Below are 15,981 nucleotides of genomic sequence, written 5' to 3'. Positions count from 1 at the left end.
AGGCGGCGGATGGAGGACCGTTCCAAACCCCCGGTCCTCCATCCGCCGCCTCGCCCCGCTTTCCTGCGTAACTTCCACAATTCAATTAATACCCGCTATTATAAATCTCCACCTCAATCCCCGGAAGCACCTCAATCCCGTTCTTCCTCAGTTTCAGCCACTCACTATAAGCCATCATAGCCGCTCCCGTACCCTTCTGCTCGTCGTGCACAACACCTTCCGCCAGATAATAAGCTACGGTTCCGTCCCTTCTGGGGTTATCCGCAGGCCCCAAGCCGGCTCCTACACACATGCCGCCCAGTTCCAGCTTGCCGTTTTTTATAGTGAACATCCTGGTTTCCAAGGCGATCAGGATTTCCTCTCCCTTCGCGCGGTAAACCGCCTCAGGAAGCACGCCTAACCGGCATCCTTTCAGGATGGAATATGCCACCATGGAGGAAGAAGAAGTCTCCAGATAGTTTCCTTCCACATCAGAAAGAGCGGTAAGCTGATAGAACAATCCGCTTTCTTTATCCTGGTATTCCAGCATTCCGTCTATGGCCTCTTTCCAAAGGTCCGCCAGAACCTTTCTGTAATCCTCCTGCTCCTCGGGCATCAGTTCATAGCAGTCCGCCAAAGCCATCAGATACCAGCCTGTGGCCCGTGACCAGAAATTGGGGGATAATCCCGTCTCCTTATCAGCCCAGAACATCTCCTTTTTCTCATCATACGCATGGTAATAGAGGTGTTTTTCCTCATCGTACAGGTATTTTCTGGCATTCAAAAACTGGTTGATGATGTCGCCGTAATTCTTTCCGCCGTCGAAATCATTTTCATACATCATGTAAAACGGCATGCCCATGTATAAACCATCTAGCCAGATTTGGTACGGATAGATTTTCTTGTGCCAGAAACTGCCGCATTCTGTACGCGGATGCTCCCGGAGCTGTCCCATCAAAAGCTCAATGGCTTTGCGGTAAGTTTCATTGCCGGTCCGTTTGTACAGCAGGTAGAGCACCCGGCCGGAAGGGATCTTATCGATGTTGTATTCCTTGGGATCATAATACATGATCCCGTCCTCTTTCACATAGCGGTCGATGAAATTGCGGATGCTGTCAAAGTAATATTCATCTCCTGTGGCTTCATACATGGCCTGGGCGCCGATCAGCACACATCCGTCCTCATAATTCCAAAAACAGCGGTCAAGCTGGTCAAATTCGTACATATAGTTTTTAATATAACGTTCAAATATCATAGTTTCAGTTATCCTTTCTCTTTCCTGATAAGCCGGGGCATTTATTTGCGCAGGCATTCGTTGAGAATTTCAGATTCTCAACTGAGATTCATCCTTGCGGCTCCGACACTAATTTTTCCACATGATACATTTCCACCGCCTCGCCTTCCTGGCCGTGTACTTTCACATCCTTCAGCTCCAGCTTTTTCACGTTGTTGATATAGATCCCCTTCCTGCTGCTGGGTTCCAGATCATCCATCATTGCCGCGTAGTCCGTCACCGGATCTTTTGCGAAGCTGATATCAATGTGTTCAAATTTCAGCTCTTCAATAGGCGCTTCCGGCAGCCCGTAGATAAAGGAGGCCGCCACATGGCAGTTTTTCGCCTCAATATTGGAAAATGTCATCTTACCGGTTGCCGGCGTCCGTTCATCCACTGGATAAGGTTCCTTGCTCTGGGCATAATCCGAGTGGCCGTCCGGGTCACAGCGGTTATAGAACGAGTTGATCACAAACGGCGTCAGCACCCCGTCCATTTTAATATTGTCAAAGGTGATATCGTCCAGCACCGCATCCTCGCCGCGGCCCCGGCGCGTCTTAACCCTAAGGCCTCTGTCCGTATCCTCGAACAGGCAGTCCCGGCACACCAGGCCCTGTACCCCGGCCGCGATCTCGCTTCCCAGGGTCAAAGCTCCATGGCCGTGTCTCATATAACACTGCCTGATCTCCAGGTTCCGGGATGTTTTCTTATATTTATGGCCCATATAAAACTTTCCTGACTTCACCGCTATACAGTCGTCCCCCAGGGAGAAATACACGCCCACGGCCTCCAGCCCGTCCACCGATTCCGGATCCATGCCGTCCGTATTAGGCGACACTTTGGGGTTGATGATCCTCAAATCAATCCATCTGGTATCATCGGAAAAATAAGGGTGAAGGTTCCAGGCCGGACTATTCTGTATGGTAAGTCCCTGTACCGTTATGTGGCTGCAATGGTTTAAAAAGATCATCCTCGGCCGGAATGCGCCGCCTGCCTTTTCCCTTCCCGTACCAGCCCACCAGTTGTCATAGCTGCTGTTGCCATCCAGAACTCCGCCTCCCGTAATCACCACATTGGAGACATTGATTCCCGTTATGATAGACGCAAACATGTCCAGCGGATTGCCTTCCCATGTACCCAGGTTATATTCCTCTTTTTCATCATAACTCTCAATCATACCCGGCAGAACCGGGAACCGGGGTTTCTCCGTAAATGCGGACAAAACCGCTTCATCGTCCAAATCGATGGTAATATCGCTCTTTAAAAACAGGCATACCACCTTGTAAACGCCCTTAGGCAGATAAACCCTTCCGCCCGCCGGACAGGCTGAAATGGCAGCCTGTATGAACAACGTGTCGTCGCTGACCCCGTCCCCTTTTGCTCCAAAACGCTTCACGTCCAGGGTCACAAATTCATAATCTGTCCGAAACGACTGAACTTCCGATTTTCCGTCTTCATTTTCAATCCATATCGTATATTCCGTGTCCGGCTTCAGGCCGGAAACTGTCTGAACCACACGGCCCGAGGTCATGACCGGTTCCCCATTGATATAAATCCGGTAATTCCTGCGGGCATACCAGATCCCATAATCTTTCACTTCAATCGTAATCTTTCTGGATGTTTGAAAAATGATGTTGAACTCCATACGAATCCTTCCCTCTGCCTATATTTGTCGTTTCCATTCTCCATATGCCATCATGCAGGCGGCCGCTCCGTGCTTATTGTCCGCTCTCTGCGGCTCGCCCAGATAGTATTCCGGGCTTCCGTCCCGCTCCTCTTTCGGCCCTAAACCGGCGCTGGCACAGATACCGTTCAAATGAAATTTCTTTTTCTCCACGGTAAACATCAGCGCCTCCAAAGCCATGAGGATCTGCTCTCCCAGCTCAAAATACTTCTCTTTTTGCAAAAGCCCCAGGCGGCAGGTCTTTAAAACCGAGTACGCCACCATGGCTGATCCCGAAGTCTCCAGATAGTTCCCGGGCAGGTCCGCCCTGTCAATCAATTGATAGAACAGCCCGCTTTCCGGATCCTGATATTTTAAAATACCCCTCAGAGCTTCTTTATACAGATCTCCCAGATACCGGAACTGGTCATAGGATTCCTCCGGAATGATCTCATAACAGTCCACCAGAGCCATCAAAAACCATCCTTCAGCCCTGAGCCAGAAACAAGGTGACAGCCCCGTCTCTTTATCCGCCCACACCATCTGCCGTTTCTCATCAAATGCGTGGTAATACAGTTGTTTTTCTTCATCATACTGATAACGCCTGACCCGTTTAAACTGGCCGATGATATCATTGTAATGTTTCCGTCCCCCATAAAGGGTATCGTATTTCAGGTAAAACGGCATGGCCATATAAAGGCCGTCCAGCCAGACCTGGTAAGGATAAATCTGCTTATGCCAAAAACTGCCCTCTTCCGTTCGCGGAAAATGTTTCAGGTTTTCCATGAACAGATCCATGGCCTTTCTGTACTTTTCATTTCCCGTCTGTTCATAGAGGAAAAAGAAAGCATTCCCGCACCTGAGCTGGTCCACATTATATTCAGATGGGTTAAAACCGGCCACAGAACCGTCCTCACCCACATATTTATCGCCAAAACACAAAAGGCTTTTCAGATACCGGTCATCCTGATCCGCTTCGTACAGGATCTTTGCGCCGGTCATGACGCAGCCGTCCTTATACGACCAAACTTCCGGATATTCCTGGTCAAACAGATCCAAATAGTCTTTAAAATATTTGTCAAATACCATAATGCCGCATCCGGGTATTCTTCTTTTGGCAGTTTTCCGTTAAAAATGCCGTCGGATTATGTAGTTTTACATTTGGGAAATCACGAAAAAACGGCTCATTTTTCACATGTGGAAAAGCTGTCAAAAATACCCCCTCCTCTCTCTTTTTCTTACTATTGTCTATTATAAATAATAAACGATAGAAAAAGAGGAAACTATTGGCAGATTGCCCTATAAACGGGGCGTATTTTTTGCACTTCCTACATTGTTTTCAAAATGAGCCGTATACATTGCATTTTCATTGCATTATTTTCAGATATGTAATATTTTGAAATGTCTAAGATTTTACTTTTCCTTCAAAAAAGCCGGAAAATTCGAGAAAAACATTCTCTCCCGTGCTCTTCATGAAAGCCGTTAAACCGCCTTCAAAGAAAGCCGCCTGTATGGAAACAGAGCTGGAATCCTCCCCTGTGATCTGGATTTTAATCATGAGGTCTCCATCCTCCGTCCATCCTCCGCTGGCCGCATATGACTGGCCGTAAAAGGGAAATTCCGAACAGACCCAAACCCCCATACCAAATTCCAGAACCCCTTCTCCCTGTTCACAGGAGTAGCGCAGCCGTCCTCTGCTTTTGTCCTCAGAGAAAGAGAATCCCATATTCTTAAAATAACCGCCTTCTTTTACGGATTCATATAAACCTTCCGCTTTCTCCCAGGCGGACGCGGGAATTTTCTTATTTTCAACCGGAGGCATGGAAAGCCGGGCCAAATATTCTTCCAGTTCCCCTTCTTTTCCGTCTTCCTCCATATCCAGATACGGAAAAATGCAGTCAAACACAGCATCCAGAACCTGTTGGTGGCCTCCTGTTACAGCCAGCGTATCCGCCGTGGTAACGCAGACCAGCTCCTGCTGGGGACAGCAGAGCACAAACTGCCCCCCCATGCCGTAACATCCAAAACAGCCATGGCGGAACTGCCAAAACTGGTATCCGTAACCCTGGCGTTCATCTTCACAATTTCTGGAACCTGCGGTCTGCGTTTGGCATTTGACCGCTTCCTCCAGATACCATTTGGGATAAATCTGCCGTCCCCCGTATTCTCCCTGACGCAGGAGCAGAATGCCTGTTTTCAGCAGATCCATGGGCGTTGCCATCAGGCCGCTGCCTCCTATGGAAACGCCGAAGGGATCTTTTTTAACATAAGATTCCGCTGAAAATCCTATCTCATTCAGACATTCACCCTTTAAGAATTCCAGAAGCTCCATTCCGGTCAGCTTTTCCACCAGAGCGCAGAGGGTATGGGCCGAGGACGTATCATAGGAAAAAATGGTTCCCGGCCTGTGATCCGGCTCCGTGATAAAGAAGCTCTCCACCCAGTTTTTCGTCAGATCCTTTTTGTAAGTGGTGCCCTCATGGCAGGTTTTCATCTCCAGCATATCCCGTATGGTCATGGACGCCAGCCAGGGGTGCACCGTTTGAGGAAGATATTCCTCAAAATACTTGATGACAGGATCATCGAGCCCTATCAGGCCCTTATCTGCCAAAAGCCCCACCGCCAAAGACGTAAAACTTTTCGTGATGGAATACATCCGGTGCAGACTGTGTTTTTCATAGGGAAAAGAATAGGCTTCTGTAATCACCTTTCCCTTTCTGTACAGCAGCAGGCTGTGCAAAGGCACATTCTGTTCTGCCAGGCGTTTCAGGCAGGACAGCACCGCCCCGGAAGGCACTCCTGATTCTTTTGGACTGCCAAATACTAATTCCTCCATAAGATCCCCCATCCTGTCTGTTATTTTCCTTCGTATGTGATCACGGATTCCACCGGATATCCGGCCAGTTTTTCTCTGCCGTTAAGCCCCGCAAGTTCCATTACAAAACAGATTTTCACCACAACTCCGCCCAGCTTCTCGATCAGTTTGATGATGGCCTCAATGGTTCCTCCCGTGGCGATCAAATCGTCTACAATCACGACCCTCTGGCCCTTTTTAATTGCGTCCTTATGCATCTCAATGACCGCGCTGCCATACTCCAGGTCATATTCCATGGAAATGGTCTCGCAAGGCAGTTTGCCCTGTTTGCGCACGGGAACGAACGCTTTGTGAGCCGCGTAAGCTACCGGCACGCCGAAGATAAACCCTCTGGATTCCGGCCCTACCACCACATCATAATCCGTATCTTTCAGTTTATCCAGAATGCCGTCGATGGCCAGATGAAGCCCGTCCGCATCCTGTAAAATTGTTGTTACATCCCTGAAAATGATCCCCGGCTCCGGAAAATCCGGTATGCTTCTCACATAATCTTCTACCTTTTTCATACGTTTCCTCACATTCCGCCGCATAAACGGCATTTTAATCAATATTATATTTTTTCATCTTCCGCCACAATGTAGTGGTGCTGATATGGAGCGCTTTTGCCGTCAGGCCCTTATTGCCGTTATATTTCCTCAAGGTATTTCTGATCAGCTCCTCGTAGGAATCTTCATAAGCCGGCGCTGCCTGTTTCATCTCATCCTTTTCCTTGTTTTCGTGATGCCCATATAGCTGATCCAGGAGCAGGGTCACATAATTATCCGTGATCGTCCGTTTACCAGCCGTCAGAATCAGCCGTTCACAGAAACGCTCTAACTGAACCCGGTTGCCCTCCCAGCTGTATTGGAGCATAACCCGTTTGGCCCCTGCTGTAAATACATGGAACTTGGAGTATTTTTCAATATATCTGGGTATATAAATATCGATCAAACGCTCCATATCCGTCTTTCTCTTCCGCAGGGGAGGGATCACCAGGGTGAGCGAATGAAAGATATAGTAAAGATCATCCCGAAACAGCGTCTTTTCCACCAGCAGATACAGATCTTTGGTGCAGGCGCCGATGATCCTCGTGTTGACATCCTGAATCCGTTCCAAGTCATTATAGATGAGTGTGTTGTTCTGAATGATATTATTTACAAAAAACTGGGTTCTCACCCCCATCTTATCCAGGGCGTGAATGACCAACGTACCATTGGCGGCGGCCATCAGCGCTCCCTGGGTGCGGTCTTTGGAGTCAGGGTTTAAAAACCGCTTTCCAAATAACAGGTCGATCTGGGCTTCATCCGAAAGACCGGCAATATTTACCGAGATATAAGGCCCTGATTTCCTCATGCTGTGGTTGTGTATGGCCTGGGCGATCTCTTCCCTTTCATCCCCGGATTCCCCTTTTATCAGAATGGGGCTGGTGGACAGCGCATAGCACTTGGCCATTTCTATGGTTTCCGGCATTCCTCTGGTCAGCGGCTCCAGGCTCTCAAAGGTATTGCGGGCCACATAACCGCGCAGATACTGGTCCTGCATCTGCTTTGTTTCATTGAAACCGGAGGAACGGTTCACCTTATTGCAGGAAATGATGGCTCCGTCCACTTCCTCAGCAATCACCACAGGAATCATAAGCACAACCATGTTCTCATTTCCAATTTTAACAAAGGTGGCATAGCTTTCCTTCGGGCTTTTCAATACCCGTTTCACAGCGTTGCTGTCCAGACCGTCAAGAACCGATGTAATCTTTTTCCCCACTACATCCGTCACGGACTTTCTCAGCATCAGTTCCATGGCATGATTAATTACGGTGACTTCCCCTTTTTTATTAACCTGGATCAGCCCATTAATAGCGCTTTCCAAAATGGATGTAAAATGGACATAGTTATTCCGCTCCACCTCGCTGACCCGGTAAAGGGCTTCCGCCTGGTTGATGGAATTGCGGACGGATTCTCCCGTAGAATTAAAATATCCCGTGACGATATTGCGGTCCTTCACATAATCCAGCACATTGGCCCCGCTTATGATCGCGTCTACTTTCTCCTCAATGGCAAGTTCCACCATCTGCTGGAAGTTATATCCCTCGTCCAGGGGATATTTCCGCAAATCCGCATCGAACAGTTCCCCCAGATGGGTGGTATCACAAAACATCTGTGAATTGCCCACCAGACCGATCCTGGGGTAATCCTTGCCAATCTTTTTCTTCATATCCCTTATTAAAATACCGATCTCCTGGGCGGTCAGAGTAATATCCACAACGGAAATGTTGGTATACTGGCGGATCAGGCTGGCCTGGCGGCCCCTGGCTATGATAATGTTAATCCCGTCCGATACCGCTTTCCTGGCTTCTGTAACAGCATCCTCGCCGCCCTCCGTCATCTTCAAAACCGTGATGTGCCCCGGATTCTCAGCCAGAATCTCCCTTGCCCTGTCATAAACCTGCTGATCCGGCGCAAAAAATGCAATTCCTGCCACTTTTCCTGTGTTCCTTTCTAAAAACGCGTTTCTGATTCAAAACGCGTTTCTGGCTAGTATGATCCATATTAAATGCCTTACTGATTCATACTAGTTATGAACAGTATCTTGTCTTTTTATAGAACGTTTCGTAACAGTTCAGACCTATCTGAATTGTTACAACGTTTCTTCATTCGCAGAATATCCGTTCCTGATAACATAACAATAAAACTGCCTTTGCCGTTTTTCACAGCAAAGACAGTTTTAGTATACTCCATTTAGAGCGCTCCTTCAAGTTTTTAATCACGAATATCAGCCAGATTTCTGCTTAGAATCCTGTTGCTCATAATTGGGGGGCTTTAACAGATGCCGCTGCGTCAGCCATCACAACCACACTCCAATCAATTCTTTCACACGCTTTTGCACACGCAATACCATCGCATACTCCATAAGATTCGGTATATTTTTTTTCGGATCTCTTACATAACCTTGTATTGCCTTATTAAAAATCTCTCTGTCCATTTTGTTCATGTTCCGAAGTACATCGCAAATGGTGCGGTCACGGTCATAGATACGGACATCGACAAAGTTAATAGTGCCTTTCGTTTCGCCAAGAGGCACTAGAAACGGTTCAACCCGGTATGCTTTTACAAAGGGATAGTCAATCTTTGTACGGCTTCTGGAGACATTTTTATCAATCGTAATATTCCACTCGGCAGGATTGCGGTCGCTGTACTGGTAGTAAAAGAGGGCAGTTTCCATACAAAGCACCGCATCGGGGAATAGACGGTTAATAATTTTAATCTCCTGTTCATCGTAGGTTTCTACCCAATGATAATAGCCCCGTTTGATTTTTTCAATAAAGCCCTCGTTTAATAGCTGCTGAATATCAGCATAGTAAATTCTGTAGGAATCAAGTTGGGCTGTTGTCATTATATAATCGTGTTTGGAAAAAGCATTCCTAACAACGTCTATCATTTTTTCATCAAGCATTGTCTTACCTCTATTAAACCACACGCAAATTTTTCATCGATTGTGTACTTTACTATAGTATATCCAATTTTCCCAAAAAGTCAACTTAGCAAAGCACGCATGATTGAATTTGGCAATGTTGTGGTTTAGTATAATGAAGGACAGAAAAAACGCCGACAGCTTCTATCATTAGCCAACGGCGCCTTTATGTAAAATCTTGCTTATTTCTTGCTAATTTTTCTGATACCCTATTCTATATTGTGTTTGAAAATTCATTTCCGTCATCTGCACGCCCCACTTTGCGGGAGATTTGCCCGAATTCGGTCAACGTAGCCCGCTACGCCTCCCTCGTTAGGAACAAATCACCCACAAACTGTGACGCACAGCTGCCAGAAAGTAATTTTCGAACACACTCTAACATCCCGTATTCTTCATCAGCTTCTTCACAATCTCATTCGCCTTCCCATAAATGTCTTCCGGCTCCTCCCCTACAAAGAACTCCCCGTTCTCATAGAGAATCTTCCCGTTAACCATAGTCAGCTTCACATTGGCCTTGCTGCCGCTGTACACCACATTTTTTGCGATATTGTTAAGCGGCTGCATATTGGGCTGGTGCAGATCTATCATGATCAAGTCCGCCAATTTCCCAGGCGCCAGCACATCGCAGTCCGTTAGGCCCATAGCGCCCGCCCCGTTCACAGTGGCCATGGTGAGCACCGAACCGGCCTCCACGGCGGAGGCGTCATTTTCCCGGATCTTGGCAAGTCCTGTCACCAAAAACATCTCACGGAACATATCCAGGCAGTTATTGCTGGCCGGGCCGTCGGTTCCGATGGCAACTGGGATATTCAGCTCCAGCATCCGCTTGATAGGCGCGATCCCGCTGGCCAGTTTCACATTGGACCCCGGATTCGTAACCGCGGTCAGCTTCTTTTCTGCGAATACAGCCAAATCCTCTTCCGTCATATGGACACAGTGGTATCCTCCGCCTCCATATTCAAACATTCCCAGGCTGTTTAAAAATACCGTAGGCGTCATGCCGCTCCGTTTTATACACTGCTCCACCGAATCCACAGTCTCGGAATTATGGTTAAACACAGGGGCATGATACTTCTGTGAAAGCTTCGCGATCTCTTCCAGCAGCGGCGTTTCCGCCGTATATTCCGCATGAAAGCCCAGGGTGTAGCTGATTAACTCATGGTAAGTATTATATTTTAAGAAGTTTTCTTCCACCGTTTTGGCCGTTTCCCCTGAAAATGATGTGATCGGGCAGCACAGGGCCGTCCTGAATCCCATCTCTATGGAAGCCCGGGCGATCTGGTCCGGGAAGAAATACATGTCGTAATTAGCCGTGATCCCGCTGGTCAGATACTCCAGTATGGCCAGTTTGGAAAGATGGTACACATCTTCCCCGCAGAGCTTTGCTTCCAGCGGAAACACCTGTTTATTCAGCCATTCTTCCAGAGGCAGGTCGTCCGCGCTGGAACGCAGGAAGGTCATGCCGGAATGGGTGTGGGCATCCTTGAATCCGGGCATGATCAGATTGCCGCGGGCGTCGATTTCCCGGTCAAAATTCATTTCTTCCGCCCCGGCCTTTGCCGGCCCCACATAGCTGATCCTGGTTCCGTCCGTCCAGACTTCCCCTTCCGTCACGGCGCATCCGCCGTCCATGGTCATAATCCGGGCATTATAAAATCTTATCTTCATCTTTCTTCCGCCTTTCCTCACCTGAACCGGTCCAGTCCCAAACGGATATACTGTTCCTTAGGCGCGTCATTTTCCTCCATGAGACGGATCATGCTGCGGATCATCCGCTCTTCATTCTCCGGATCATCGAGAGGGTGCTGCTGGCCCGGGTCATTTATCACATCAAATAGCATGTGGCCTCCGTCATAGAGGGAAGACGGCGGGAATCCCATGGTGGGGATCTTCTCCGTTCCCGGAACCGATAATACCTTCATTCCTTTTGTGAAGGAAAATCCGTCCACCAGTTCCATGTTCAGCAGTTCATCCCGGTCAAAGCTTTCCTTCATATGAACCGGCATCAGGGTGTAGTTGCTGAGATTTTCATTGTTGTGCTCCACTCCGGTATCACAGGCTCTCATATAGACATAGTGTCCGTCGGTGATGTTCACATGGCATCCATGCATTCCGAACAGCGCGTATTCCCTCACCGGTTCATCCCTGCTGATCACATCCGCCAGGGATTTGCCCATCACGTCTTTTGGAATCTCCACATGGAAATACTCCAAAAGTGTGGGACATAAATCGATGGTCTGCACCAGGGAATTTCTTCTTTCCCCCTTCTTTTTGCATCTGGGGTCCCAGATGAACAGAGGAATGTGAGCGATTTCATTGTAAAACGGCATCATCACCTTGCCCCACCAGTCGTGCTCGCTCAAAAGGAAACCGTGATCCGTATTGACGATCAGCATGGTATCCTCCCACATGTTATGTTCGTCCATCATGTCAATGACTTTTCCCAGATAGTGGTCGCACATGGACAGCACCGCCGCATACTCATTGATGCAGTGTTTCACCTGCTCCGGCGTCTCCCGGATCTTGTGGTAAGCCGGCCAGTCAAATACCGGGCCGTCATATCCGTCTGCATAAAGTTCTTTATAATTCTCCTGGCTGTAAAATGGTTCATGGGGATCAAATGCTTCCAGCTGTAAAAACCAGTTGTCCTCCCCGTGGTTACTTTCTATAAATTCCAATCCGTTTTTAAATGTGACCGCAATGGGCTGATCCTCTTCCTTCTGCATGTAAAGGCGGTTCACCCAGTCCTGTCTTCCCCAAAGCCCCGGCTTTCCGTCGATGCACTCGGGAATAGGGAAGTCCGGCAGATAGCCCTTCCAGCCGTCCCCTTCCTGTCCTCTGGCCCACTCATAGGAATTGTACTTCGTATGATAGTTTGCCCCGCCTTCTTCCCAGTAATGCCAGTGATCGCTGGCTAAATGGGTATACACCCCGTTATTTTTGAGAAGTTCCGGCATGGAATCGTCAAACGGTTCCATAGGGCCCCAGCTCCGGTGCAGGAAATTATACCTGCCGGTATGAAGTTCCCGCCTGGCCGGCATACAGGGCATACTGCCCACATAGCACTGGTCAAACACCACCGTCCGCTCCGCCAGCCGCTTGAAATTCGGCGTCTTCGTCCAGTCACATCCGTAGCTGGAGAGCATGTGGCGGTTTAATGAATCAAACATTACCATAATCGCTTTCATCTATCTAACTCCTTCCCGGCGTATGCCGTTAAAAGCTTATTCCAATGCGCCCCAGGGTATGAATTCTCAAACACACTCTAGTGTTCCAGCACCTCCCCAATTCCTGCCGGGGTAGATACATAACGCACTGCAAATATAATCACAAACAAAGTAACCGCATAGGGAATCATCTGCAAAATCTGTCCCGGAACCAATGCCGACGGAATCACAAGCTGCAAAGAATCGGCAAATCCGAAGAGCAGGCCTCCGCCCAGAGCTCCTAAAGGATTGAACCGGCCCAGGATGTTCACCGCCACAGCGATAAATCCACGGCCCGCCGTCATTTCACGGACAAACATGTTCACATGGTCGATGGACAAAAAGCTTCCCGCCATGCCGCAGACAGCTCCGGAAATCAAGATTCCCAGATATTTATAGCGGTTCACCTTCAAACCGATGGAATCGGCGGTGTGGGCGCTCTCCCCCACAATCCTCATCCGCAGCCCCGAAGGCGTCCTGAACAAATAAAACCAGGAGACAGCCACCACGATCAGCATCACAGGGATCAGGATTGACAAATCCCCAACTCCCGGCACGTGAATCCTTGGAAGGGTGGGAACCTGAGCCGAATTCGCCCTGGTCCCCCAGATCATCTGGGTCATGGAAGCCGTAAAACCTGAAGCAAACAGGTTAAAACCGATTCCGCAGATCACCTGGTTTACCTGGAACCGGATTGTAAACACTCCGAATAACAGGGAAAATATTAATGAAACCAGAATCCCCATAAAAAGCCCTAAAAACGCATTTTGGAACAGATAAGAGCCCAGAGCGGCTCCCCATGCGCCCATGAGCATAAATCCTTCCAGCCCAAGGGCCATGGTCCCGGACCTGGCCGAGAACGCGCCGCCCACTGCCGCCAATGTAATCGGCGTGGACATGCGGATGGTGGAAACAATCAAAATTAACAGCGTCACCTTCCAATCGCTCATGAAACCGCCCCCCTCTTCTTTTTAAAGATTTTTGAAACTCCTCCGTTTATCTGGCTGATCAGCTTAGGCGCGGCGATGAACACAATTACCAGAGCCTGGATGATCAGTATGTAGTCCATGGGGATATTTGCCACACGGTTGACCGACATAGCACCGGCTTTCAGGCCTCCGAACAGGATTCCTGAAACCAGGATAGCCACCGGATGGTTGGCTGCCAGAGCGGCCACCGCAATTCCCTCAAACCCGTATCCAGAGGAAAAGTTATCGATAAAACGGTAATGGACGCCCATGATCTGGCCCGCTCCGCACAGTCCTGCGATTCCGGCGCTTAAAAACATGGAAATCACCGTAACCGTCTTATAATTGATCCCGGCTGTCTCCGCCGCCAGACGGTTAAAACCTACCGTTCTCATGTGAAAGCCGAATTTCGTATATTTAATCACCAGCGCGATGATCACCGCCGCGGCCACCGCCATAAAAAATACGGCCGAAAGCTGATGATCCGGGAAAATCCTCCCGATCACCGAATTGTCATTGATCAGGGCCGTCTGTAGGGTGCTTTCATCGGCCCGCAGAGGCGATGCCACCAGATAGCCGCAGAAGTTCTGGGCGATGTAGTTGAGCATGATCGTAACGATTACGATATTGGAACCGAACTTCACGTCTAAAAATCCGGCGATTCCTCCGTAGAGGCCGGACGCCGCAAAAGCGGCCAAAAGTACCAGCGGCACACAGATAAATTTGGGAAGCCCCGGGAACATGGTTCCCACCACAGCCGCAGTCATGGCTCCCACATAGATCTGGCCCTCTCCGCCTAAATTCATGATGTTGGCCTGTTTTGCCACGGCAAAAGCCAGACCGGACAGGATCAGCGGCGTCGCATAGGACAGAGTGGTCAAAAAGGAATTCCTGCTGCCAAAAGCCCCTTTTAGAATCAACCCATAAACCTGGATCGGATTATAACCGCTGACCATAAAGAAGATCCCGCCTGCCACCAGGGCAAGAAACAGGGCCGCCAATACCTCCAACAGTTTCTTCGAACTGCTTTTTGCTTTATTACTGGTTAAGGACATCTGCATTCCCTCCTATTCCCTGGCCCCGGTCATCAGGGTTCCGAGACGGGTATCGTCAAACCGGTCCGCCTCGTCCTGTGCCACGATTTTTCCTTTGTAGAGCACCGCGATGGTATCGCTCAAACTCTTGACCTCATCTAAGTCAGCGCTGACTAAAAGCACCGCTTTCCCTTTGTCCCTGTAATCCAGGATCACGTTATGGATGTACTCGATGGCGGATACGTCCACCCCTCTGGTGGGCTGGGCACAGATCACCACTTCCGGTTCCTGGGCAAATACCCTGGCAATGACCACCTTCTGCTGGTTTCCGCCTGAAAGATTGCCAGTTTCCGTCTCACTGTCCTCGGCTTTGATTCCAAAACGGTTCAACTGTGTCTGCCCATAACTGCGGATGTTCTTCCAGTTCAGAATCCCGTGAGTGATGAAGTCGTCTTTATCCTCATATCCCAGAATCAGATTCTCCTTGATGCTCATATCCAGAACCAGCCCCCGGGTCATCCGGTCCTCCGGCACATGGCCGATTCCCGCCTGGATGAACTGATAGGCATTGCCCGACAGCGGCTTTCCACCCAGCCGGATTTCCATCTGGTCCGGTTTCCTGATTCCTGTCAGCGCCTCCAAAAGTTCCGTCTGTCCGTTTCCTTCGATTCCGGCAATTCCCAGGATCTCTCCCCTTCGAATGGCCAGATTTATATGGTCCAGTACGGGAATCTGCCCTTTTTTCAGGCACAAGTCCTTTACTTCAAACAGGACCTCTCCCATCTTTTCCGATCTGCGCTTCACCGAAAGCTGAACCTCCCGGCCCACCATCATCCGGGCCAGGCTGTCCTGGGAAGCGGTTTTGCTCTCCACCGTCCCGATCAGCTCCCCGTCCCTGAGAATGGTAACCCGGTCCGAAATCTCCAGCACTTCATACAGCTTGTGAGTGATAATGATGATGCTCTTTCCGGCCTCCCGCATCTGCTTTAAGGCCTCAAACAGTTCCTTTACCTCGATGGGCGTCAGCACAGCGGTGGGTTCGTCCAGGATCAGGATATCCGCCCCCCGGTACAGAACCTTTAAAATCTCCACTCTCTGCCGTTCTCCAACAGACAGATCCGAGACCTTTGCCTTTGCGTCCACACCAAAACCGTACTGCTCCGACAGGGCGTTCACTTCCTCCACCGCCTTGTCAAAATCAAAGCGAAGCCCCTTCTTAGGCTCCATTCCCGCCACAATATTCTCTGCCACAGTGAGCACGGGAACCAGCATGAAATGCTGGTGAACCATACCGATGCCCAATTTTATGGCCTCTGCGGAACCGGTGATCTCCACCTGCTTATCCTGATAATAAATTTTTCCTTCATTGGCCTGGTACATGCCGTAAAGAACTTTCATAAGCGTCGTTTTTCCGGCTCCATTTTCCCCTAAAAGGGCGTGGATTTCCCCCTTTTGCAGTTGGAAATCCACATTTTTTAAGGCCCGGACGGTTCCGAAGGTCTTCGTAATCTGTTCCATTCTTATGAGATCCATGGA

The 15,981-nt window shown here is 49.2% G+C and carries 13 protein-coding genes; 1 reads left to right on the top strand and 12 read right to left on the bottom strand.

Annotated elements, in window-relative coordinates; translation table 11 throughout:
- Positions 1 to 85: 85 nt before the first annotated feature.
- The 7 genes from GPL15_RS02980 to GPL15_RS02950 form a co-directional block, all read right to left on the bottom strand.
- Positions 86 to 1,234, bottom strand: a complete 1,149-nt coding sequence (locus GPL15_RS02980; protein ID WP_215695860.1) for a glycoside hydrolase family 88 protein — start codon at positions 1,232 to 1,234, stop codon at positions 86 to 88.
- 88 nt (positions 1,235 to 1,322) lie between these two features.
- On the bottom strand, positions 1,323 to 2,897 hold the full coding sequence (locus GPL15_RS02975; protein WP_215695858.1) for a glycoside hydrolase family 28 protein: 1,575 nt from the start codon (positions 2,895 to 2,897) through the stop codon (positions 1,323 to 1,325).
- 18 nt (positions 2,898 to 2,915) lie between these two features.
- The gene (locus GPL15_RS02970) at positions 2,916 to 4,004 is read right to left on the bottom strand and encodes a glycoside hydrolase family 88 protein (protein WP_215695857.1); all 1,089 of its coding nucleotides are present in this window, start codon (positions 4,002 to 4,004) and stop codon (positions 2,916 to 2,918) included.
- A gap of 316 nt (positions 4,005 to 4,320) precedes the next feature.
- Positions 4,321 to 5,751 (bottom strand): serine hydrolase domain-containing protein, encoded by a 1,431-nt coding sequence (locus GPL15_RS02965; protein ID WP_215695855.1) that lies wholly within the window; start codon positions 5,749 to 5,751, stop codon positions 4,321 to 4,323.
- 20 nt (positions 5,752 to 5,771) lie between these two features.
- Positions 5,772 to 6,296: an adenine phosphoribosyltransferase gene (locus tag GPL15_RS02960; RefSeq protein WP_215695853.1), complete on the bottom strand. Its 525-nt coding sequence runs from the start codon at positions 6,294 to 6,296 to the stop codon at positions 5,772 to 5,774.
- A 34-nt stretch (positions 6,297 to 6,330) separates the two neighbouring features.
- The gene (locus GPL15_RS02955) at positions 6,331 to 8,247 is read right to left on the bottom strand and encodes a sigma 54-interacting transcriptional regulator (protein WP_215695851.1); all 1,917 of its coding nucleotides are present in this window, start codon (positions 8,245 to 8,247) and stop codon (positions 6,331 to 6,333) included.
- Between the two features lie 363 nt (positions 8,248 to 8,610).
- Positions 8,611 to 9,219: a type IV toxin-antitoxin system AbiEi family antitoxin domain-containing protein gene (locus GPL15_RS02950; RefSeq protein ID WP_215695849.1), complete on the bottom strand. Its 609-nt coding sequence runs from the start codon at positions 9,217 to 9,219 to the stop codon at positions 8,611 to 8,613.
- Positions 9,220 to 9,458: 239 nt separating this feature from the next.
- On the opposite strand from GPL15_RS02950, the gene GPL15_RS27870 reads away from it, so the two are divergent.
- Positions 9,459 to 9,728 carry a DUF6783 domain-containing protein gene (locus GPL15_RS27870; RefSeq protein ID WP_346344885.1) on the top strand — a complete coding sequence of 90 codons (270 nt, stop codon included), beginning with the start codon at positions 9,459 to 9,461 and terminating at the stop codon, positions 9,726 to 9,728.
- On the opposite strand, the gene GPL15_RS02945 is transcribed toward GPL15_RS27870, so the two are convergent.
- The 5 genes from GPL15_RS02945 to GPL15_RS02925 all read right to left on the bottom strand — a co-directional run bounded on the left by GPL15_RS02945 (position 9,613) and on the right by GPL15_RS02925 (position 15,978).
- On the bottom strand, positions 9,613 to 10,905 hold the full coding sequence (locus tag GPL15_RS02945) for an amidohydrolase (RefSeq protein WP_215695847.1): 1,293 nt from the start codon (positions 10,903 to 10,905) through the stop codon (positions 9,613 to 9,615). The two genes, GPL15_RS27870 and GPL15_RS02945, sit on opposite strands and share 116 nt — an antisense overlap.
- A gap of 17 nt (positions 10,906 to 10,922) precedes the next feature.
- The gene (locus tag GPL15_RS02940; RefSeq protein WP_215695845.1) at positions 10,923 to 12,425 is read right to left on the bottom strand and encodes a sulfatase; all 1,503 of its coding nucleotides are present in this window, start codon (positions 12,423 to 12,425) and stop codon (positions 10,923 to 10,925) included.
- A 77-nt stretch (positions 12,426 to 12,502) separates the two neighbouring features.
- Entirely contained in the window at positions 12,503 to 13,393 is an 891-nt protein-coding gene (locus GPL15_RS02935; protein ID WP_215695843.1) for an ABC transporter permease, read from the bottom strand.
- Complete coding sequence (locus GPL15_RS02930; RefSeq protein ID WP_215695841.1) at positions 13,390 to 14,466, bottom strand: ABC transporter permease; 1,077 nt, start codon at positions 14,464 to 14,466, stop codon at positions 13,390 to 13,392. The genes GPL15_RS02935 and GPL15_RS02930 overlap by 4 nt, the downstream gene beginning before the upstream one ends.
- 12 nt (positions 14,467 to 14,478) lie before the next feature.
- On the bottom strand, positions 14,479 to 15,978 hold the full coding sequence (locus tag GPL15_RS02925) for an ABC transporter ATP-binding protein (RefSeq protein WP_215695839.1): 1,500 nt from the start codon (positions 15,976 to 15,978) through the stop codon (positions 14,479 to 14,481).
- Between the last annotated feature and the right edge of the window lie 3 nt (positions 15,979 to 15,981).

It is taken from the genome of Clostridium sp. MCC353, from assembly GCF_018785315.1.
Taxonomy (GTDB): domain Bacteria; phylum Bacillota; class Clostridia; order Lachnospirales; family Lachnospiraceae; genus CHH4-2.
Note: the sequence above shows the minus strand (reverse complement) of the source record. Positions and strands in the feature narration are given on the sequence as shown.

Coding starts and splice junctions, on each gene's coding strand:
- GPL15_RS02980 (WP_215695860.1), bottom strand. CDS start 1,234: ATGATATTTGAACGTTATATTAAAAACTATATGTACGAATTTGACCAG.
- GPL15_RS02975 (WP_215695858.1), bottom strand. CDS start 2,897: ATGGAGTTCAACATCATTTTTCAAACATCCAGAAAGATTACGATTGAA.
- GPL15_RS02970 (WP_215695857.1), bottom strand. CDS start 4,004: ATGGTATTTGACAAATATTTTAAAGACTATTTGGATCTGTTTGACCAG.
- GPL15_RS02965 (WP_215695855.1), bottom strand. CDS start 5,751: ATGGAGGAATTAGTATTTGGCAGTCCAAAAGAATCAGGAGTGCCTTCC.
- GPL15_RS02960 (WP_215695853.1), bottom strand. CDS start 6,296: ATGAAAAAGGTAGAAGATTATGTGAGAAGCATACCGGATTTTCCGGAG.
- GPL15_RS02950 (WP_215695849.1), bottom strand. CDS start 9,219: ATGCTTGATGAAAAAATGATAGACGTTGTTAGGAATGCTTTTTCCAAA.
- GPL15_RS02945 (WP_215695847.1), bottom strand. CDS start 10,905: ATGAAGATAAGATTTTATAATGCCCGGATTATGACCATGGACGGCGGA.
- GPL15_RS02940 (WP_215695845.1), bottom strand. CDS start 12,425: ATGAAAGCGATTATGGTAATGTTTGATTCATTAAACCGCCACATGCTC.
- GPL15_RS02935 (WP_215695843.1), bottom strand. CDS start 13,393: ATGAGCGATTGGAAGGTGACGCTGTTAATTTTGATTGTTTCCACCATC.
- GPL15_RS02930 (WP_215695841.1), bottom strand. CDS start 14,466: ATGTCCTTAACCAGTAATAAAGCAAAAAGCAGTTCGAAGAAACTGTTG.
- GPL15_RS02925 (WP_215695839.1), bottom strand. CDS start 15,978: ATGGATCTCATAAGAATGGAACAGATTACGAAGACCTTCGGAACCGTC.